The sequence below is a fragment of the Mycobacterium stomatepiae genome (assembly GCF_010731715.1).
Lineage (GTDB): Bacteria > Actinomycetota > Actinomycetes > Mycobacteriales > Mycobacteriaceae > Mycobacterium > Mycobacterium stomatepiae.
On record NZ_AP022587.1, the window covers coordinates 4,082,315 to 4,102,280 of the forward strand.

At 66.6% G+C, this 19,966-nt stretch carries 15 protein-coding genes and 1 pseudogene; 7 read left to right on the top strand and 9 right to left on the bottom strand.

The features are described 5' to 3' along the window. Window positions 1-29 precede the first annotated feature (29 nt). From G6N54_RS19260 to espM, 4 genes are all read right to left on the bottom strand, one after another. Window positions 30-905 carry an ESX secretion-associated protein EspG gene (locus tag G6N54_RS19260; protein WP_163794840.1) on the bottom strand — a complete coding sequence of 292 codons (876 nt, stop codon included), beginning with the start codon at window positions 903-905 and terminating at the stop codon, window positions 30-32. 2 nt (window positions 906-907) lie between these two features. After that, entirely contained in the window at window positions 908-1,225 is a 318-nt protein-coding gene (locus tag G6N54_RS19265; protein WP_163791465.1) for an ESX-1 secretion-associated protein, read from the bottom strand. Between the two features lie 70 nt (window positions 1,226-1,295). Next, the gene (locus G6N54_RS19270) at window positions 1,296-2,588 is read right to left on the bottom strand and encodes an EspA/EspE family type VII secretion system effector (protein ID WP_163791466.1); all 1,293 of its coding nucleotides are present in this window, start codon (window positions 2,586-2,588) and stop codon (window positions 1,296-1,298) included. A 251-nt stretch (window positions 2,589-2,839) separates the two neighbouring features. Then, window positions 2,840-4,009 (bottom strand): ESX-1 type VII secretion system transcriptional regulator EspM, encoded by a 1,170-nt coding sequence (gene espM, locus G6N54_RS19275; RefSeq protein ID WP_232072893.1) that lies wholly within the window; start codon window positions 4,007-4,009, stop codon window positions 2,840-2,842. Window positions 4,010-4,403: 394 nt separating this feature from the next. On the opposite strand from espM, the gene G6N54_RS19280 reads away from it, so the two are divergent. After that, window positions 4,404-4,700, top strand: coding sequence for a WhiB family transcriptional regulator (locus G6N54_RS19280; RefSeq protein ID WP_163791467.1), 297 nt, complete (start codon window positions 4,404-4,406; stop codon window positions 4,698-4,700). Between the two features lie 164 nt (window positions 4,701-4,864). Here G6N54_RS19280 and G6N54_RS19285 read toward each other — a convergent pair whose 3' ends face one another. Next, window positions 4,865-5,314 (bottom strand): nitroreductase/quinone reductase family protein, encoded by a 450-nt coding sequence (locus tag G6N54_RS19285; protein ID WP_163791468.1) that lies wholly within the window; start codon window positions 5,312-5,314, stop codon window positions 4,865-4,867. Window positions 5,315-5,337: 23 nt separating this feature from the next. Further along, complete coding sequence (locus G6N54_RS19290; RefSeq protein ID WP_163791469.1) at window positions 5,338-6,174, bottom strand: NmrA family NAD(P)-binding protein; 837 nt, start codon at window positions 6,172-6,174, stop codon at window positions 5,338-5,340. Window positions 6,175-6,282: 108 nt separating this feature from the next. Between G6N54_RS19290 and sigI the strand changes: the two genes are divergently transcribed. Next, window positions 6,283-7,167, top strand: coding sequence for an RNA polymerase sigma factor SigI (gene sigI, locus G6N54_RS19295; RefSeq protein WP_163791470.1), 885 nt, complete (start codon window positions 6,283-6,285; stop codon window positions 7,165-7,167). Window positions 7,168-7,170: 3 nt separating this feature from the next. On the opposite strand, the gene G6N54_RS19300 is transcribed toward sigI, so the two are convergent. After that, on the bottom strand, window positions 7,171-8,457 hold the full coding sequence (locus tag G6N54_RS19300; protein ID WP_179969090.1) for a MinD/ParA family ATP-binding protein: 1,287 nt from the start codon (window positions 8,455-8,457) through the stop codon (window positions 7,171-7,173). Between the two features lie 654 nt (window positions 8,458-9,111). Here G6N54_RS19300 and gltB point away from each other — a divergent pair. From gltB to G6N54_RS19315, 3 genes are all read left to right on the top strand, one after another. Next, window positions 9,112-13,695 (top strand): glutamate synthase large subunit, encoded by a 4,584-nt coding sequence (gene gltB / locus G6N54_RS19305; protein ID WP_163791471.1) that lies wholly within the window; start codon window positions 9,112-9,114, stop codon window positions 13,693-13,695. Further along, the gene (locus G6N54_RS19310; protein ID WP_163791472.1) at window positions 13,688-15,154 is read left to right on the top strand and encodes a glutamate synthase subunit beta; all 1,467 of its coding nucleotides are present in this window, start codon (window positions 13,688-13,690) and stop codon (window positions 15,152-15,154) included. The genes gltB and G6N54_RS19310 overlap by 8 nt, the downstream gene beginning before the upstream one ends. 442 nt (window positions 15,155-15,596) lie before the next feature. Beyond that, entirely contained in the window at window positions 15,597-16,985 is a 1,389-nt protein-coding gene (locus G6N54_RS19315) for an MFS transporter (RefSeq protein ID WP_163791473.1), read from the top strand. Here G6N54_RS19315 and G6N54_RS19320 read toward each other — a convergent pair. Next, the gene (locus tag G6N54_RS19320; protein ID WP_163791474.1) at window positions 16,907-17,755 is read right to left on the bottom strand and encodes an LLM class F420-dependent oxidoreductase; all 849 of its coding nucleotides are present in this window, start codon (window positions 17,753-17,755) and stop codon (window positions 16,907-16,909) included. The two genes, G6N54_RS19315 and G6N54_RS19320, sit on opposite strands and share 79 nt — an antisense overlap. A 51-nt stretch (window positions 17,756-17,806) precedes the next feature. Here G6N54_RS19320 and G6N54_RS19325 point away from each other — a divergent pair. After that, a pseudogene (locus G6N54_RS19325) lies at window positions 17,807-18,097 on the top strand (hypothetical protein); the annotation flags it as partial. A 32-nt stretch (window positions 18,098-18,129) separates the two neighbouring features. Continuing rightward, window positions 18,130-19,137: a PHP domain-containing protein gene (locus G6N54_RS19330; protein ID WP_163791475.1), complete on the top strand. Its 1,008-nt coding sequence runs from the start codon at window positions 18,130-18,132 to the stop codon at window positions 19,135-19,137. A 7-nt stretch (window positions 19,138-19,144) separates the two neighbouring features. On the opposite strand, the gene G6N54_RS19335 is transcribed toward G6N54_RS19330, so the two are convergent. Next, a complete protein-coding gene (locus G6N54_RS19335; RefSeq protein ID WP_163791476.1) occupies window positions 19,145-19,903 on the bottom strand; it encodes a YoaK family protein in 759 nt (252 codons plus the stop codon). Window positions 19,904-19,966 lie beyond the last annotated feature (63 nt).

Below are 19,966 nucleotides of genomic sequence, written 5' to 3' on the forward strand. Positions count from 1 at the left end.
CATCTTTCTGAGATTGGTTGCGGCAGAAATCAGCCTCGATAGGAGGCGTGGGTGTGGTCGGCGTGCTCGGACTCGTCATCTGGAGTGTGATCGAGCCACGCGCGCGACGGGAGGAATTCCAGCAGTCCGTCCAGCGTCCGCTGCAGGTTTTCTTGGCTGCCGGATAGAAAGCTTCCGCACAGCTCGCCGTGGACGCGGCGGGGCAGTGACACCAGCCGGCCCAGCGGGGAGTCGAGGACGCCCGCCGCGACCTGGGTCTGCGTGTAGGTGCCGCCGGGGTGACGCTCCCCGGCAATGATCTCCACCCAGCTATCCGGATTGCCGACGATCTCGGCGTAGACGCGGGCGGTGGCCGGGGCGACGCCGAGACCGGCCAGCTGGGCCGCCGTGGTGCATTCGGCCAGTTCGCTCGCAACACCGGTCAGCGGTTCGACGTTGGCCGGCGTCGCCGGGCCCAGCACGGCCGTCACCATGCCCGCCAGACCCACTTGCGCCGCCACCAGTTGCAACGCGATCAGCTCGCCGTGCCGTGCGGCTATGACATGACGATCGCCCTTGCGGCACACCGCAAAACGGACCATCACGCCGCTGCCCACGTCACCTCGCCACCACCGGCCCTCGAGGGTCCGGTCCGGCCTGCTGAGCGTGTCGACGATCGCGGCCACGGTCGGGTGGACGTGACCCAATTCGTTCAGCACGCCCTGTGCGGTGAGGTCCTTCTCCACTTGATCCCAGACCAGCTTGCACAAATCGTCTTGCGGGATGTTCTGCCGGATCCCCAGTGCCGCTGGGAATTCGATCAGGTTGAGCCGGTCGGCGATCACCAGCATGCCGTCGATAGTCACCTCGACGCCGACGACGTCGTCTACCAGTCCGGCGCGGCCGGGGGCGAGGGGACCGGAGATCATTATTTGTCGAGCAGTTGCTTGTTGAGGTTGCCAGCCAGCTCGCTGTCAACACCTTCGTACGCCGCCTTGGCGCTACGCAGCTTCGCGGCCATCAGCAGGCTGGCGTCGCCCAGCGCCTTGCCCGCGGTCTTGCGGATGCCCTCGATGGTGTCGAAAGCCCCGTTGGAGCACCCGCTGATGACGCCGTGCGTAAGCCAGCAGTTGCTTCCGGTGCCATTCAGCGCGTCGGCGGCAGCCTGTGCATCCTTCTGTGCCGCTTCCTGTTTGGTCGCCAGCGTCTCGAGGATCGCCGGTGAGACGAGTAGATTATTTGCCATTGGTCGGTCTCCTAAAGATTTGATCTTCGCGTTATGGCGTTGGCCCGCTGCCTATTTCACACGCGAGCTATCAGAGGAGGCGTTCGCGGCCGGCTGCGGCAGGTGCCGCGGCGTCGACGGGTGCACGCTCGGTGCCACCGCCTTTACCGGCCGCGGCTCCTGTTTCAGCGTCGCTGTTCGCGTCGTCTTCTTTCTTCTTGTCCTCGTCATCCTTGACGTCGCTCACGTCGTGCGCCGGTACCGGAGCCGCGGCGGGGGCGGAGCCCTTCGCGGACTGGGCGAGCGACTGAATCTGCTGCATGCCCTGGCCGAGGGTCTGACCGACCTGGTTGAGCCCCTGGGACGCCTGCCCGATCTGAGCCAGACTGGGCGGCGTGAACGCCGCCGGGGCGGGTGTCTTGTCACCCGTCTTGGTCGACGAGTCGGTCTTTGTCTCCGAGGTCTTGGCGGCGCCCGCCTTGTCGGTCGACGCGCCCAGCAGCGCCTTCTGCTCCGGCGAGACCTTGTCGCCCGCCTCGGCGGCCAGCTTGTTGACACTCGGCGTCGCGGACGCGAAGGAGCAGTCCGTCAGGCCGTCGGAGACGGCGCGGAAGCCGGACAGCTTGGACGAGGTCTCCGAGGCGACCTTGCCCTGGATCCTGTCGTAGTTGCCTGCCAGCTGCGTGCCCACGTCCTTGCCCAGCTGGACGTATTTCTGGCCCAGGGTCGAGCAGTCGTTGGCGATACCCATCGAGCTCGACAGCGCGAGCATCTCGACGACGAAGACCGCCGCACAGCACGCGAAGGCGGCGACGATCTGCCACGCCTGCGAGATGCCCGGGCCCGCGATCGGGATCAGGTACAAGGCCAGGGCAATACCCGCGGCAGCGGTCAGCACGGCGACGTTGACCGTGCAGCACAGGTGTGCCTGCTTGACCTCGCCCGCCTGCTTGCTCAGGTAGCCCTTCAGGGTCTGGTCGTACTCCTTCATCTTGTCGACGAAACCCTTGAGCGTGTTGACCTGGTTGATGTAGGCCGTCGCGGCGTCGCCGCTCCAGTCCCGCGGATCCGGAATGCTCGCGGGGTCCAAATCTTTGAGGAATAGGTTGAGTTTGTCCGCAGCGGTGGAAACGGCCGACCCCGAGTTGGGGCTTCCAAATCCGTTAAGCAAGTCGACGATCGTGACGGCCAGCGCGGCGGCGTCAACAATGGCCGTCGGCGTAGGCAGACACTTTGTTCCGCTGTCCTTCAACGCCTTTGCTAGGACCGCATTCTGTTTGCCCGCATAGATGAGCCCCTTGCCGACGATCGTGGCAGCGCTCGCACCCAGGTTGGCCCAGTCACTCGTCGAGGCAGCAGTGACACCGGAACCAAAGCTCTTCACACACGTCGCTAAGTCTGTTGCACCGTTAAGCCAGGCCACGTCGGCGTTTCCCTTCAAGCTTGTAGATCCTGCGCACCGATCCTGTGCACGATAGAACGAGCCTAACAGCGCCGCGAGCAGGTCCAGTGCACGAGTTTTTCGGCTAGGCAACAGCTTCCACCACCCGGCATTCGGCCGCCACGGTAAACATTGCGGCAAGGTTGCCGGAAGGCGAATAGTGCGAATTGGCGGTGGTTGGGCACTCGCCGAAATCAGTCGATGTGCCCTATTAGCGTTTCGATCGCGGCCGTTACGTGTGCGGGCAAAGGCTCCTCGTCCTCCGCGCGCACGATCATTTCTTCGTCGACGCCGGCCGCTTGCGCAATTTCTTGCGCCGAAAGGTTGGCCCGGCGCCGCGCGGCGTACAACCGCTGCGCCAGTGGTGCATCTGGAGCGTTCGCTCCGAGCGTCATCAATTCGTCGCGGTGCCGACGAACCGCGCTCAGGGCCTTGATCAACTCCGGGGTGATTTGGCTGATCCGGGTCGCCCGGACGGCGATCGCCTCGAGTTGGCGTAGATCGGCGAGGATGGGCGCCGAGCGCTCGGTGAACTCGGGGTCCGCGGCGGGCGGCAACGCGGCGATGGCCAGGCTGCACCCGTCCACGGCGGCGACGACCGCCTGCGCGATCAGCGATGCGGCGCCGTCGGTCACTGGATTGTCGGCCGCCGCGGGACCGTCGATCGGCACGGCCGGCGGGGTGGGATCATCGGCGACGGCATCGCCGCGGCGGATCCGATCGATGGTTCCGGCGGGCCACTGCAGCACTTCCTCGAGCTTCGCGCGGGTTCGTTCGCGCGGCCAGCTGCGACCCTTCTCGAAAGCAATCAGCGCGCCGGCGTTGATGATCCCGTCCGCGGCGAGGCTGCGCTGGCTGATGTCCAGTTCGCGGCGACGCGCGGCGGCTGCGGCTCCGGCGCGAACGACGCCCGGATCCAGATCGATTGGCGCGATCTTGTCCCCCTGCTCATCGGAATCGTCAACCTCGTGTTGGTCGACGGATTTCGGCGGCCTGACGACTTCAAACGTCAGGGCTTTCCCCGCGGTGGGGTCCCCGAACCGGACGATCGTCTTGTCGGTGACGGTCACGGAGGTCGTTCGTAGCCCGTCGACGAACATGCCGCTGGGGCTGCTGTCGACGATGCGCCACTCCCCGTTGGCGGCTTCGGCGCGCAAGTGCTCCTGCGAGATTTGCGGATCATCGATCTGCACACCGGCCTGAGGCTCTCGGCCGATGGTCACCACACCGCGCCCGGGTTCGATCGCGTGCGAGGTGTCACCGCTGTGCACAACCAGCAGAGCTGGCGGGGCAGTTGAGGCGGCGCTGGACATCGTCGGTGATTCCTCGCTCGACTTCTGTTGTGGCGGAGGGCTCTCCGTCATCAGGATTCTAACTGCTGCACCCGCCAGATCCTATCGCGCCGCTACGGTTCTGCGCCCAAATTGTTACAGAACTAACTCGAACGCAGCCTCGAGGCGCGACCGTCCCGTAACCGCATCACCGCTACAGTTTGCCGCCCGGCGTGGCCAAGCTTGGCGACCCGACCGCGATCCTCCTCGTATCGCCTGCTCGGCGGCACCATTGGGGCATCGTTCCGCCGGCGTCTTCCGCCAGTTAAACCTGGTGAAGCCTCCGGCGCGTGAGATGTCACCGAAGCGCCTGCGTGGAGCGATGGGTAAGTAGTGCATCATCAAACTGTTGCAATGCGATAGTTAATGCTATACCCTATCGAGTCATAGGACGCAGAACTGCAACGCTTTCTGGAGGAACGTAGTGATGACCGCGACGCTGTACAACATCCCGTTGGGCGACAACATCCCGTTGGGCGCCTGCACCCAGGACCCCGACCGTTGGACTACGGCTCCCGACGCCGAGGCGAAGGCCCTGTGCCGGGCTTGCCCTCGCCGGTGGCTGTGCGCTCGCGATGCCGTTGAGTCCACCGGCGCCGAAGGACTGTGGGCCGGCGTCGTGATTCCCGAGTCGGGCCGCCCGCGGGCGTTCGCCCTGAATCAATTGCGCTCACTGGCCGAGCGCAACGGCTACCCGGTGCGCGAGACGGCCAAATCGGCCTAAACCCCGAACCTCCCGGGGCGTCCGCAGTACGGCAGCGTCCGGGATCGGAGTGAAAGCAGTTGCGCGGCTTCATCTTTGCAGCGCCGCAGTCCGATAACCCCGACCGGCGAACACGCAGCGCGAGAACCAAACAAGGTTCTCGCGCTGTCGTGCGTTTCGGGGCGCTACGCAGAAGCGACCGGGTCGAATCGGAAAACGGCGAGCCGGCCCGCCAGCGCCTCGAATTCGTCGGAAGTCCCGTCGCGGACCATTCCCGAACGCTTCGCAAACGACACCCCAACGGGGACCTTCTTCGGGAACTCCCGCAACACCGGGCGCGCCTGCTCGGCGGTCAGTTCGACGATGCTGACCTCCCGGGATCGCCGGCCCCGGGCCAGGATGCCGGTACCCGCTGCCCGGGCGTTGGCCGCCCAGTCCGCTCCCGGGTAGCCCGCGACCGCGTAGAGGCCGCCCTCGAATTCAAACGGCGTCATCGGGTTGCTGCGCGGTTGGCCCGACCTGCGGCCGGGCACCGTGAGCACCATGGCGGGGCCGGTCGGTATCCCCAGTCGTTGCACCGCCATCATCATTTTGTTCATGGGTTTGAGGTAGCGCGGCGGTTGTGGTTCGGACATTTCGGAATCTCCTGTCTGCGGATTTAGTTCGTGTACAAGTCGCGGTGCTCAGACACCCACTGCACGAAGGACTGCGGCGCTCGGCCGAGGATCTTCTCCACGTCGTGCGTGACGAGCGCGGGACGGTGCAGCGTTTCGGCGAGCATGGCCGTGTACGCGTCGCCGAACTCCGCGCCGAAACCCAGGTCGACGAAGCGTTGCCGCACTGCCTGCGCGGGTATCTCCCGGTACTGCAGCGGACGCCCCAGTACCGCGCCGATTACCTCCACCAACTCCGAGTTGGTCAGCGCCTGAGGTCCGGTCAACGGAACCCGCTGGCCGGCAAGCTCATCGGTGAGCAGGGCTCGCGCCGCGACCGCCGCGATGTCACTCTCGACGATCGGCGCCGTCGATGCCGCGGCATACGGCCCGGCCACCACATCGCCGGCGCGGATCTGTGCGGCCCACATCCCGGCGAAGTTCGTCGCGAAGACCGTGGGCCGCAGGCTCACCCACTCCAGACCCGAGTTGACGGCGAGCTGTTCGACCTCCCGGTTACGGTCGCCGCGAAAGCGCGATGGTTGTCGCGAGAAGTCGTCGTCGGCGTTGATCGCCGACAGGGCAACCAGTTTGGTGACTCCAGAGCTGCGGCATGCGGCGACGGTCTGCGCGAGAGTCTCGCCGAGGGCGCGGGAGTTCAGGAATACCGCCGATGCTCCCGGCAGTGCCTCGGCCACCGTGCCGAGCACCTCGACGCCGGAGGGAAAGCGGGCGCCGCCCGGCGAGCGGGTGATGGCGCGCACGTCGGCGCCGGCGGCGGCAAGTTCGGCAACTAGGGGGCGTCCGACATTGCCGGTCGCTCCGGTGACGACGATGGTCATTGGTGTTTCCTCCTGAAAGTCGAAGATCTCCATCAACGACGGGCGCGAAGATGGGGAAGTTACAGTCGGTAGCGGTAACTTTTTCCGGCCCCAGATCGTCGATGTTTCATGAACCAGTCGCAGCCGCCGACAGACCAGCTCGCCGATGCCTGGCGTCGTCACCGGCCCTATCTGGTCAATCTCGGATATCAAATCCTGGGCGATGTCGGCGACGCCGAAGATGTTGCGCAAGAGGCATTTCTGCGGCTATCGCGAACGGGCCCAAACGAGGTCGACGACATCCGCGGCTGGCTCACCGTCGTCACGAGCCGGCTCTGCCTCGATCAGGTGCGCTCGGCACGAGTGCGCTACGAGCGGTTGAGTGATGCCGACCACGACGACCCGGGCACCCACGTCGCGGAATCGCGGAACCTGGACCCGGCGGATCGGGTCACCCTTGACGACGAGGTCCGCACCGCGCTGATGGAAGTGTTACGGCGGCTCAGTCCCGGCGAACGGGTCGCGTTCGTATTGCACGACGTGTTCGGCGTCCCGTTCGACACGATCGCCGAAACCGTCGGGCGCCCGGTGGGCACCTGCCGTCAGCTGGCGCGGCGCGCGCGTTCGAAATTCACCGCGGCACAGCCGAATCACAGCGAGGTGGCCCCCGCTGAGCACCAGCTGGTCACCGAGAGGTTCATCACCGCCTGCGCCAACGGCGACATCGCCGCACTGACCGCAGTCCTGGACCCGACGGTCTGGGGGGTGGGCACCGTCCTTGCCGACCCGCCACCCCCGCCGCAAATCAACTACGGCCCGCACGCGGTGGCCACCAACCTGATGCGCTATCTGGGGCCGGGAGTCACCCTGGTCAGCGGTCCCGCCGGGCAGCCGGTGGTGCTCGCGTTCGCCGATCGCCGGCTCTTCGCCGCCATTGTGCTGACCATGCGCGGCCCGCTCGTCGGCAAGATCGAGGCGATCGCCGACCCGTCGGCCCGGTTCGCAGCCAGCTGAGCGTCAGCCCTCGTGGCCACTCGGCCGGGAGCCGGGTGCACGGTCAGGGCTCGCCCCGAAGAACCCGGCGATCAGCGCGGTGGCCTGCAACAACTTGCGCCGGGTGGGGCCGGCCATCTCATGCGTCACGTCGATGACGCCGCCGGGGCGCAGATGCGGGTCGTAGGGCACCTCGACCACCGGCTGTCCGTGATCGACGAACTCGCGGGCCAGCTGCGCCCGGGTGCGTTTGTCGGCGTGCCCGTCGGAGTCGTTGAGCACCACGATCGTGTTGTGCAACAGGTCGGTCATGCCCTGATCCGATAGCCATTCCATGGTCCGGGCGGCCGCCGACGCCCCGTCGGCCCACGGCGAGGACACCACGATCAGGGCATCCAGGTCGCGCAGGACTTCCTGGGTGACCGGCGAATCCATCGTCGATCCGCAGTCGATGACCGAGATCGTGAAATGGCGGTCCAGCCGCGCCGCCGCCTCGCGGTAAATCGCGGGATCGAGCACCCGGCGCGGGCCGGACGCCGGTTCGCCGGCGAGCACATGCAGCCCGACCGAATTACGGCCCACCCGCGCGGCGATGTCGGTGAAGGTCTCGAGGTTCTTGTCGGCGGTCAGTTCCCAGAACGAACTGGTCGACCGAGGATCGATTCGGCTGCTCAACCGGCCGAAGGCGGTATCGGCGTCGATCGCCACCACGTGGTCTTGCCCCCGGCGGAGCTCGGCGAACAGCGACCCGACACTGGCGGCGACGGAGGTTTTCCCCACTCCGCCCTTGCCGACGACGCCGACCTTGTGGTTGCCCCGGAAACCGGTCCGGATGGCGGCTTCGAATTCGGCGTCTTGGCGTTGTGCGGGCGACGGACCCAGCTTGACGAGTCCAAAGGTGAGCAGCCGCAGGATGCGCCGCCAGCCGGTGTCGGGGAGTTCGGGGCCGGGGAGCGGCACCAGGGCGGCGTCGGGCGCCGGAGCCGCGATAACAGGCGCGCCCGGCTGCGCAGGCGCCGTGCCGGGGCGCGGCGGGCCAGGGGGTGCGACGTGCTGGCGCGGCGGGGCTGGCGGGGACGGCTGGGCTGGCTGACGTGGTAGGGACCCCGCGGGCCGTGGCGGGGCTGATGGGGACGCCTGGGGTGGCTGGGGTGAGTGGGGCGGCGGAAACGACCGGCCCGGGGCGGGGCGCTGCGCGGGTGGGGGAAATGCCTGCGGTGGCGCACTCCGGTTGCCGCCGGGCCGGGGCCCGGGCACGCTGGGCCGGTCGGGCTGCAGACGGTCCCGCAGGAATTCGTCGCGCTCGTTCATGGGCTCCTCGGTGCCGGGCGATCGATCGTCGCGCGGTGGGCCGGCCGCAGGGGCGATACCCGACCAGTATCTCCGCACGCTCCCCTAATTAGTACCGCGCAAACTCACCAGGCACTAATGCGGTGTCGGTGCGACGCCCCAGGCCCCCAAGGGGCACGTCGACGCTGGAAACGATCGGCAGTGCTGCCTCGCCTTATCGCAATCAGCGGTGCGGATGCGTGGCTGGCACTGTGATCCCTGCCATCTTGGCGCTGTCGCCGATAGGGGGTCACAGCAAACAAGGGGAGGCGGTCGGCTCAGCGAGTGGCCGGGCCGGTCTGCGCTGTCGTGGGCCGAGTGTCGGCCGCCGAGGCGCATTTTTCCGGGTGATCGATCGCCGCCCGCAGCGAATTTACGCAGCCGCTAAGCTGGAGGGTTAGACTTGGCGAAGTTGGCATGTCAGGCGGTTTTTGTCATATCGTTTTACGACTTGTCGAGATCGGGTACACGCCACCGTTCAGCGCCGCACGGACGATTCCCCAATCGGATCATTTTCCGCCTGGGAAACAGCCTATCGACAAGACCGAAGGGGTCAGCCCGCAACCTCTGGGTGCGGCCCCGTCGGAGCCACTGAAAACGGCCGGGTAGCAGGTTCTGGTGAAGAGGCAGGTGCATATGACGCCCACGCGCGTTGGGTTGTATAACCCCGCGGACGAGCACGATTCGTGCGGGGTAGCCATGGTCGTCGACATGCACGGGCGACGCAGCCGCGACATCGTCGACAAGGCCATCACCGCACTGGTCAACCTCGAACATCGTGGCGCCCAGGGCGCCGAGCCGCGCAGCGGCGACGGCGCCGGCATCCTGATCCAGGTCCCGGATGCGTTCCTGCGCGAAGTCGTGGACTTCGAGCTCCCCGAACCGGGCAGCTACGCCACCGGTATCGCGTTTCTGCCGCAGTCGTCCAAGGATGCCGTGGCTGCGTGCGCGGCGGTGGAGAAGATCGCCGAATCCGAGGGCCTGACGGTTCTGGGCTGGCGCAATGTGCCCATCGACGACTCCTCGCTGGGCGCGCTGTCCCGCGACGCGATGCCCACCTTCCGGCAGGTGTTCATCACGGGTGCCTCCGACATGACGCTGGAACGCCGTTGCTATGTCGTGCGCAAGCGTGCCGAGCACGAACTCGGTACCAAAGGGCCGGGCCAAGACGGACCCGGGCGCGAAACCGTATATTTCCCAAGCCTGTCCGGCCGCACGATGGTCTACAAGGGCATGCTGACCACACCGCAGCTCAAGGCGTTCTACCTTGACCTGCAAGACGATCGGATGACCAGCGCGCTGGGCATCGTGCACTCCCGATTCTCGACCAACACCTTCCCGTCCTGGCCTCTGGCGCACCCGTTCCGGCGCATCGCCCACAACGGTGAGATCAACACCGTCACCGGTAACGAAAACTGGATGCGGGCCCGCGAGGCGCTGATCAAGACCGACGTCTTCGGCTCGGTGGACGACCTGGACAAGCTGTTCCCAATCTGCACTCCGGGCGCTTCGGACACCGCGCGTTTCGACGAGGCGCTGGAATTGCTGCACCTGGGCGGGCGCAGCCTGCCGCACGCGGTGCTGATGATGATTCCCGAGGCCTGGGAACGCAACGAGTCGATGGATCCGGCGCGCCGCGCCTTCTACGAGTACCACGCATCGCTGATGGAACCGTGGGACGGCCCGGCGTCGGTGACGTTTACCGATGGCACCGTCGTGGGCGCGGTGCTCGACCGCAATGGCCTTCGCCCATCCCGCATTTGGGTCACCGAGGACGGTTTGGTGGTGATGGCCTCCGAGGCGGGCGTCTTGGACCTGGACCCGTCGACGGTGGTGAAGCGGATGCGCCTGCAGCCGGGCCGGATGTTCTTGGTGGACACCACGCAGGGCCGCATCGTCGCCGACGAGGAGATCAAGGCCGAGCTGGCTGCCGAGCACCCATACCAGGAATGGCTCGACAAGAATCTCGTTCCGCTCGAATCGTTGCCACAGGGCGAGTACGTGCGGATGGCGCACGATCGACTTGTCATGCGGCAGCTGGCCTTTGGCTACACCTACGAGGAACTCAACCTGCTGGTGGCGCCGATGGTGCGCACCGGCGCCGAGCCGATCGGGTCGATGGGCACCGATACCCCGGTCGCGGTGCTCTCGCAGCGTCCCCGGATGCTTTACGACTACTTCCACCAGCTATTCGCTCAGGTGACCAACCCGCCGCTGGACGCCATCCGCGAGGAGGTGGTGACTAGCCTGCAGGGCACCACCGGCGGGGAGGGCGACCTGCTCAGCCCGGACGAATACTCGTGCCACCAGATCATGCTGCGACAGCCGATTCTGCGTAACCACGAGCTGGCGAAGCTGATCAACCTGAATCCGGACGACGAGGTCAACGGTCGCCCACATGGCATGCGCTCCAAGGTGATTCGCTGTCTGTACCCGGTCGCCGAGGGTGGCGCCGGACTGGCGGCCGCACTGGAAGAGGTGCGCGCGCAGGCATCGGCGGCGATCGCCGACGGCGCCCGGGTCATCATTCTTTCCGACCGCGATTCCAACGACCAGATGGCACCGATACCGTCGCTGCTCGCCATCGCCGGGGTGCACCACCACCTGGTGCGCGATCGCACCCGCACGCAGGTGGGGCTGGTCGTCGAATCCGGTGACGCCCGCGAGGTGTACCACATGGCAATGCTGATCGGGTGCGGCGCGGCCGCGGTCAACCCGTACCTGGCCTTCGAATCGGTCGAGGACATGCTCGACCGCGGCGTCATCGACGGGATCGACCGCGACAAGGCGCTGAACAACTACGTCAAGGCCGCCGGCAAGGGCGTGCTGAAAGTCATGTCCAAGATGGGTATTTCGACGCTGGCCTCCTACACCGGCGCCCAGCTGTTCCAGGCCATCGGGATCTCCGAGGACGTGCTCGACGAGTACTTCACCGGGCTCGTCTGCCCGACCGGCGGCATCACGCTGGACGACGTTGCCACCGACGTCGCCGCGCGGCACGCGCTGGCCTATCTGGACCGGCCGGACGAGCGCGCACACCGCGAACTCGAGGTCGGTGGCGACTACCAGTGGCGCCGCGAAGGCGAGTACCACCTGTTCAACCCGGAGACCGTGTTCAAGCTGCAGCACGCCACCCGCACCGGCCAGTACAAGATCTTCAAGGAATACACCCGCCTGGTCGACGACCAGAGCGAGCGGATGGCGTCGTTGCGCGGACTGCTGAAGTTCCGCGGCGACGTGCGCCCGCCGGTTCCCCTGGACGAGGTCGAACCCGCCAGCGAGATCGTCAAACGGTTCTCGACCGGGGCGATGAGCTACGGCTCGATCTCCGCCGAGGCGCACGAGACGCTGGCCATCGCGATGAACCGCCTGGGCGGCCGATCCAACAGCGGTGAGGGCGGCGAGGACGTCAAGCGTTTCGACCCCGACTCCAATGGGGATTGGCGCCGCAGCGCGATCAAACAGGTCGCGTCGGCACGGTTCGGCGTCACCTCGCACTATCTGACGAACTGCACCGACATCCAGATCAAGATGGCCCAGGGCGCCAAGCCCGGTGAGGGCGGCCAACTTCCGGGGCACAAGGTGTACCCGTGGGTGGCAGAGGTCCGGCACTCGACGCCCGGCGTCGGTCTGATCTCACCGCCGCCGCACCACGACATCTACTCGATCGAGGATCTCGCGCAGCTGATCCACGACCTGAAGAACTCGAACCCGTCCGCGCGGGTGCACGTCAAGCTGGTCTCCGAGAACGGCGTCGGCACCGTCGCGGCGGGAGTGTCCAAGGCGCACGCCGACGTGGTGCTGATCTCCGGCCACGACGGCGGCACCGGTGCCACGCCGCTCACCTCGCAGAAGCACGCGGGTGCGCCCTGGGAGCTAGGGCTGGCCGAGACGCAGCAGACCCTGCTGCTCAACGGATTACGCGACCGGATCGTCGTCCAGGTGGACGGACAGCTCAAGACCGGCCGCGACGTGATGATCGGGGCGCTGCTGGGTGCCGAGGAATTCGGTTTCGCCACCGCCCCGCTGGTCGTCGCGGGCTGCATCATGATGCGGGTTTGTCACCTCGACACCTGCCCGGTCGGTGTGGCCACGCAGAACCCGGTGCTGCGGGAGCGCTTCACCGGCAAGCCGGAGTTCGTGGAGAACTTCTTCATGTTCATCGCCGAAGAAGTCCGGGAGTACATGGCGCAGTTGGGCTTCCGCACCTTCAACGAGGCCGTCGGCCAGGTGGGCGCGCTGGACACCACGCTGGCCCGCGCGCACTGGAAGGCGCACAAGCTGGATCTGGCCCCGGTGCTGCACGAGCCGGAGTCCGCGTTCATGAACCAGGACCTGTACTGCAGCTCCCGTCAGGACCACGGTCTGGACAAGGCGCTGGATCAGCAGTTGATCGTGATGAGCCGTGAGGCACTGGATTCCGGCAAACCGGTCCGGTTCTCCACCGCCATCAGCAACGTCAACCGGACGGTGGGCACCATGCTCGGCCACGAGCTGACGAAAGCCTATGGTGGCCAAGGCTTGCCGGACGGGACGATCGACATCACCTTCGACGGGTCCGCCGGCAACAGCTTCGGCGCGTTTGTGCCCAAGGGCATCACCCTGCGGGTGTACGGCGATGCCAACGACTACGTCGGCAAGGGTCTGTCCGGCGGCCGTATCGTGGTGCGGCCGTCCGACAATGCGCCGCTGGATTACGTAGCCGAGGAAAACATCATCGGTGGCAACGTGATCCTGTTCGGCGCCACCAGTGGGGAGGCGTTCTTGCGCGGTGTGGTCGGCGAACGGTTCGCGGTCCGCAACTCCGGCGCCCATGCCGTAGTTGAGGGGGTCGGCGATCACGGTTGTGAGTACATGACCGGTGGCCGGGTGGTGATTCTCGGCCACACCGGGCGTAACTTCGCGGCCGGTATGTCCGGCGGTGTGGCATACGTCTACGACCCCGACGAAGAACTGCCGCTGAACCTGAACACCGAAATGGTGGACCTCGAGGCCCTCGACTCCGATGACGCGGAATTCCTGCACGGCATCATCCAGGCGCATGTCGACGCGACGGATTCCGCTGTCGGTCAGCGGATCCTGGCCGATTGGCACGCGCAGCAGCGGCACTTCGCCAAGGTGATGCCCCGGGACTACAAGAAGGTATTGCAGGCGATCGCCCAAGCGGAGCGCGATGGCGTCGATGTCGGCAAGGCGATCATGGCGGCGGCGCATGGCTGATCCCAGTGGCTTCCTCAAGTACACGCATCGGGAGCTGCCGCAACGCCGGCCTGTCCCGCTGCGGTTGAAGGACTGGAAAGAGGTCTACCAGGAGTTCAACGACGATACCCTGCGCGAGCAGGCGACGCGTTGCATGGACTGCGGTATTCCGTTCTGTCACAACGGCTGTCCGGTGGGCAACTTGATTCCGGAATGGAACGACCTGGTGCGCAGTGGCCGGTGGCGTGACGCGATCGAGCGGCTACACGCCACCAACAACTTCCCCGACTTCACCGGCCGGCTGTGTCCGGCGCCGTGCGAGCCGGCGTGCGTGCTGGGCATCAACCAGGATCCGGTGACGATCAAGCAGATCGAGCTGGAGATCATCGACCACGCCTTCGACGAGGGCTTCGTGGTGCCATTGCCGCCGACGAAGCTGACCGGTAAGACGGTGGCCGTAATCGGTTCGGGCCCGGCCGGATTGGCCGCCGCCCAGCAGCTCACCCGCGCGGGACACAGCGTCACCGTCTTCGAGCGCGAAGATCGCATCGGTGGACTGCTGCGCTACGGCATTCCGGAATTCAAGATGGAAAAGCGCGTCCTCGACCGGCGACTCGACCAAATGCGGGCCGAGGGAACCGAGTTCCGGGCCGGCGTCAACGTCGGAGTCGACATCACCGCCGAACAGTTGCTCGCCGACTTCGACGCGGTGGTGCTAGCCGGTGGTGCCACCGCGTGGCGTGACCTGCCGATTCCGGGTCGGGACTTGGACGGCATCCACCAGGCGATGGAGTACCTGCCGTGGGGTAACCGCGTGCAGGAGGGCGACGACGTGCTGGGCCCCGACGGGCAGCCGCCGATCACCGCCAAGGGCAAGAAGGTCGTCATCATCGGCGGCGGTGACACCGGCGCCGACTGCCTGGGCACCGCGCACCGCCAGGGGGCGGCCAGCATCCATCAGTTCGAGATCATGCCGCGGCCGCCGGAGACACGCGCCGCGTCCACGCCGTGGCCGACCTACCCGCTGATGTACCGGGTCTCGTCGGCGCACGAAGAGGGCGGCGAGCGGGTGTTCTCGGTCAGCACCGAGGAGTTCGTCGGCAAGGACGGGCACGTGACCGCGCTCAAGGTTCACGAAGTGACGATGCAGGACGGCAAGTTCGTCAAGGTCGAGGGCTCGGACTTCGAACTCGAGGCGGACGTGGTGTTCCTCGCGATGGGTTTCGTCGGCCCGGAGAAGGCGGGTGTGCTCACCGACCTCGATGTCAAGTTCACCGAGCGCGGCAACGTCGCACGCGGCGCCGATTACGAGACCTCGGTGCCCGGCGTTTTCGTTGCCGGCGACATGGGCCGGGGCCAGTCGCTGATCGTCTGGGCGATCGCCGAGGGCAGGGCCGCCGCGGCGGGTGTGGACCGGTATTTGATGGGGTCAACCGCGCTTCCCGCGCCGATCAAGCCGACGGCCGCACCGCTTCAGTAGTCACACCAGTCACACCAGAAACACGTGGATTTTCGTTCGGCGAGTCTTCCGCAGTTTGCCAGGGCGCGGCTGTCTAATAACGACTTGTGTGCTTCGTCACAGCGGGGCCACGGTTGAGTAGAACGATCGCAGGAGTGGTCACTGTGCATGTGAACCCAGTACCTCGTTCGCGGGTGGGGCGAATGGCCTGGTCATTGTTTTGGCACCCCATGAAGAGCCGCGAATTTCCCGCAAAGCAAGAGCGCCTGGTCACCGCCCAGGAGCTGTTGCTTTTCGGGGTCTAACGTCCCGACGCCCCTACTTACGGCCCGACGACGGGTTTGCTCGGCGGCACTGAGCCGCCGATTCGCCCGCCGCAGCGAAGAATCCGCTCGAGCGACCGAGCGACGTGCGATTGATCACCGCGCACCGAAGATCGACCGCCGACGCATAACCTGGCGTTGTGATCGTGCGGAATCGTTGGTTGGTTCTGGCGATCTTGGCGGCGGGGGCATTCATGGCTCAACTCGACCTGTTCATCGTCAACATCGCGTTGCCCTCGATCGCCCACAGTTTCTCGGGCGCATCGTTGTCGTCGATGTCGTGGATCGTCACGGGCTACGCGCTGGTCTTCGCAACCTTGTTGGTGCCCGCCGGGCGGCTGGCCGATCACTTTGGCCGCCGCCGGGTCCTGCTGGCCGGGGTAGCGGTGTTCACCGCCGCATCCCTGGTGTGCGGATCCGCCTCGGTGCTCTGGGTCGCGATCGCCGGTCGGGTACTGCAAGGAGAAGGCGCCGCGATGATGGTTCCGGCATCACTGGGCTTGCTTTGGCCGCTGTTCGAGCCGCGGGAACACAACCGCGTGGTCGGCGCCTGGGCGGGCGTCGCTGCCGTCGCCGCGTCGATGGGTCCGACGCTGGGCGGGCTGCTCGTCGGCCTTGACTGGCGATGGATCTTCCTGATCAACGTGCCCATCGGCGCCGTGACTTTTATCGCAGGCTTGGCCGTGTTACCCGAGGTGCGGATACCGGGAAGCTCCGGCGCGGTCGACCCGGTTTCGGTCGTAACATTGCTGCTGGCCGTGTCACTACTGGTGTTGGTTACCGTCGAGGGCCCGCGGTGGGGATGGCTCAGCGCGAGCGCGCTGGTGTGCCTAGCGGTTGCCGCGGCGGCGGCGTTGGCGACCGTGTGGCGGGCACACACCAATCCGCGCGCGATCGTCGAGGCCTCGTTGTTCAAGATCCGTCCGTTCGCCGCGTCCTGGATGCTCATCAATGTGCTTTTCCTGCAAAGCATTTGGCACTACTGCCCGGTGCGTTGCGGTCTGGCCGTGTCTCCGGGTCCAATCACCGCGGCGATCTTCGCGCCCACCAGTGGACGTATTGCGGATCGGATCGGGCGACGGGCCACAGCGACGATCGGATGCCTCGCGTTCGCGGCGGGGGGAGTCTTCTGCAGCGTGATGGTTCCGGCGGGCCATACCTACCTCGCCAGCTTTGTTCCGGCGATGGTGCTGGCCGGAATCGGGTCGGGTTTGACTCAGGCGCCGCTGTATGCGGCGGCCAGCGCGCTGCCGGATCATCGGGCCACCACCGGGAGCGCCATGCTCAACATGTCCCGCCAGATCGGCAGCGCGTTCGGCGTGGCGATCCTGGTATCGCTGCTGAGCGCAGTTCCCGTGGGAATCCAGGGATTTCGCCACGGTTGGGAGTTCATCGGCACTTCCTGTGCGATGGCGGCTGCCGTCATTTTCTTCGGCAACGTGCCCGAACGTTACGTCAGCAACCCCGAATCCCGGATCGCCTCGGCGAGCGGTTCCAGTACGGCGGGGTCGTGCGGTGGGGGCAGATAGACGATCCCCAGGTCGAGGCCCTCGGCGCCCAGCCCCGCCGCGGTGTCGATGACCTCCGCGAAGTTGTGGTCCGGCCCCAGGCGGACGTGGGCCGACAGGGTGATTTCCTTCGGGTCGCGCCCGATGTCCGCGCAGCGCGCCGCCAGCACGTCGCGCTTGCGGGCGAACTCCTCGGGCGTCCCGCCCGCGAAATTCCAGTGCTGCGCGTAGCGCGCGGTGAGCGGCAGCGTGCGCTTCTCCCCACTGCCCCCGATGCAGATGGGCGGGTGCGGGCGCTGCGGTCCCTTGGGTTCGTTATAGGCGTCCTTGAGTTGGTAGTACTTGCCGTCGAAGTTGGTGGTCTCCTGGCTGAGCAGGCTGATCAGCACCTGGCAGGCTTCCTCGAACCGGTCGAACCGCTCCCTGATGCTGCCCAGTTCGATGCCGTAGGCGCCGGACTCCTCCTCGTTCCATCCGGCGCCGATCCCGAGTTCCAGCCTTCCGTTCGAGATGACGTCGAGAGCGGCGGCCATGTTGGCCAGCACCGCGGGGTGGCGGTAGTGGATGCCGGTGACCAGGGTGCCCAGTCGCAGCCGCGTGGTGGCCTGGGCCAGCGCGGTGAGCGTGGTCCAGCCCTCCAGGCACGGGCCGGTGCTGTCGGAGAAGATCGGGTAGAAGTGGTCGAACGTCCACCCGGACTCGAACACATCGATGTCGTCGGCCGCCTGCCAGACGGCGAGCATCCCGGCCCAGGTGGTGTTCTGCGGTGAGGTCTTGAACGCGAATCGCATGACACCGACGCTAGTCGAAATTTATGAAGCGCAACTAAACTCGTGCGGGCGATGAGTACCGCGCTCGGGATCGACACCAGGATCTCGCTGCTGTCCGCCGGCCTGATCTTTTTGCTCGCCCCGGCGCTCGGGGCCTGGGAGTACCGGCAGATCATGACGTCAGATGATCACCGGGCGCATCCCTAGGTCGACATCGCCGACCGGGCGGCGTTGCTCTACTCGTCCGCGACCCTGCTGCTCGCGGTGTTCGTCGAACGCAGCGCCTGGCCGTCGCGGGTCAACCTGACCGCGGCGATGGTCGTCGTGTTCTTCTTCGTCGGGGCGATCGCCGGCTTCATCGCCGGCCAGCTGTGGTGAGTGGGCACACTGGAGCCATGGACCCGGTAGTCGCACTTCGGCAGATTGCCTACTACAAGGACCGTAGCCGCCAGGTCCCTAAACGCGTCATGGCGTATCGCAACGCCGCCGACATCGTCGAGCGTCTCGACGACGCCGAGCGCGAGCGCCACGGGCAGGCCAACAGCTGGCAGACGTTGCCGGGCATCGGGCCGAAGACCGCGAAGGTGATCGCCCAGGCCTGGGCTGGCCGGGAGCCCGATGCGCTGGTTGAATTACGTTCGGAAGCAACCGATCTCGGTGGCGGCGAGATTCGTACCGCGCTGCGTGGCGATCTGCATCTGCATTCGAACTGGTCGGATGGGTCGGCGCCGATCGAGGAGATGATGGCCACCGCGGCTGCCCTGGGCCATGAGTATTGTGCGTTGACCGATCACTCGCCTCGCCTGACGATCGCCAACGGGCTGTCCCCCGAGCGGTTGCGCAAGCAGCTCGACGTGATCGACGGGCTGTGGGACACGTTCGCGCCGATGCGCATTCTCACCGGTATCGAGGTCGACATCCTCGACGACGGCAGCCTGGATCAGGAGCCCGAGTTGCTGCAACGCCTGGACGTCGTGGTGGCCAGCGTGCACTCCAAACTGTCGATGGATCCGGCGGCGATGACCCGCCGGATGGTCCGGGCCGTCTCCGACGGGCATGCCGACGTGCTCGGCCACTGCACGGGCCGGCTGGTTGCCGGCAACCGCGGGATCCGGCCGGAATCGAAGTTCGACGCCGAGCAGGTCTTCACGGCCTGCCGCGACCACGGCACGGCGGTGGAGATCAACTCCCGCCCGGAACGCCGCGACCCGCCGACCCGGCTGCTGAATCTGGCACTGGAAATCGGCTGCGTGTTCAGCATCGACACCGACGCGCACGCCCCCGGCCAGTTGGATTTCCTGGGCTACGGGGCCCAGCGCGCGCTGGACGCCGGCGTCCCGGTCGACCGGATCGTCAACACCTGGCCGGCCGACAAGCTGCTCGCGTGGGCCGGATCCAATTAGGAACGCCTCAGGCCCGCACCGCTTCGGCCGCCACCGGAACGGATTCGCCGCCGTTGACGTGGTGGTGCAGCAGATTCGCGGCGGCCACGATCGCGCACGTCGCAGCGGGAATGAGTAGCGAGTAGCCGCCCAAGTGCACGCCGAACAGGATCCCGGCGATGCCGCCACCGAGAAAAAGCAACAGCGTCGTGATCAGGATCGCGGCCTTCCACTTCTGGATCCCGTCTTGCCGGCTGCGGCCGAGCATCAGGCCGAGGTCGGTGACGGTGCCGGTGAAGTGGGTGGTGCGGATCGACATTCCGCGGAAGCTCGACGTCATCGCATTCTGCAGGCCGAGCGCGGCGGCGGCGAACATCGCCTGGACCGCGGTTTGCTCAATCCCCAGCTTGTTGATCTCCGCCTTGACGAAGGTGTCTTCGACGCCGGCCGCGGCAAGCACGAGCAGCGCCGCCTCGGTAAACAGCACGACGGCATGGCGCCGGCCGGCAAGGGCGTCGGTGGGTGCGAGCACCGCCCCGGCCAAGATCGCCCCGCCCAGGAAGCCGAACAGAATCGCGCCGAGCACATGGCCCTCGTAGAGCCACGGGTTGGCCGTGTTCATGCCCAACTGGGTGGTGATCGCGGTGAGGTTGCCGACGGGCAGCGCCAAAATCAGTAGGGCCACCGCGTTGACGAAGCCAGCGGAGAGCGCGAGTACCGCGCTGTAGCCGAGTAGGAGACCTTCGCGAGGCAGGCCGCTTTCGCGGGCTTTGTCGGGCGGCGGCATGGTTTTGAGTTACTCACTTTCCGGGGTCGGTTTTTGCCATCCTACCGACCGCCGCGCGGGCCC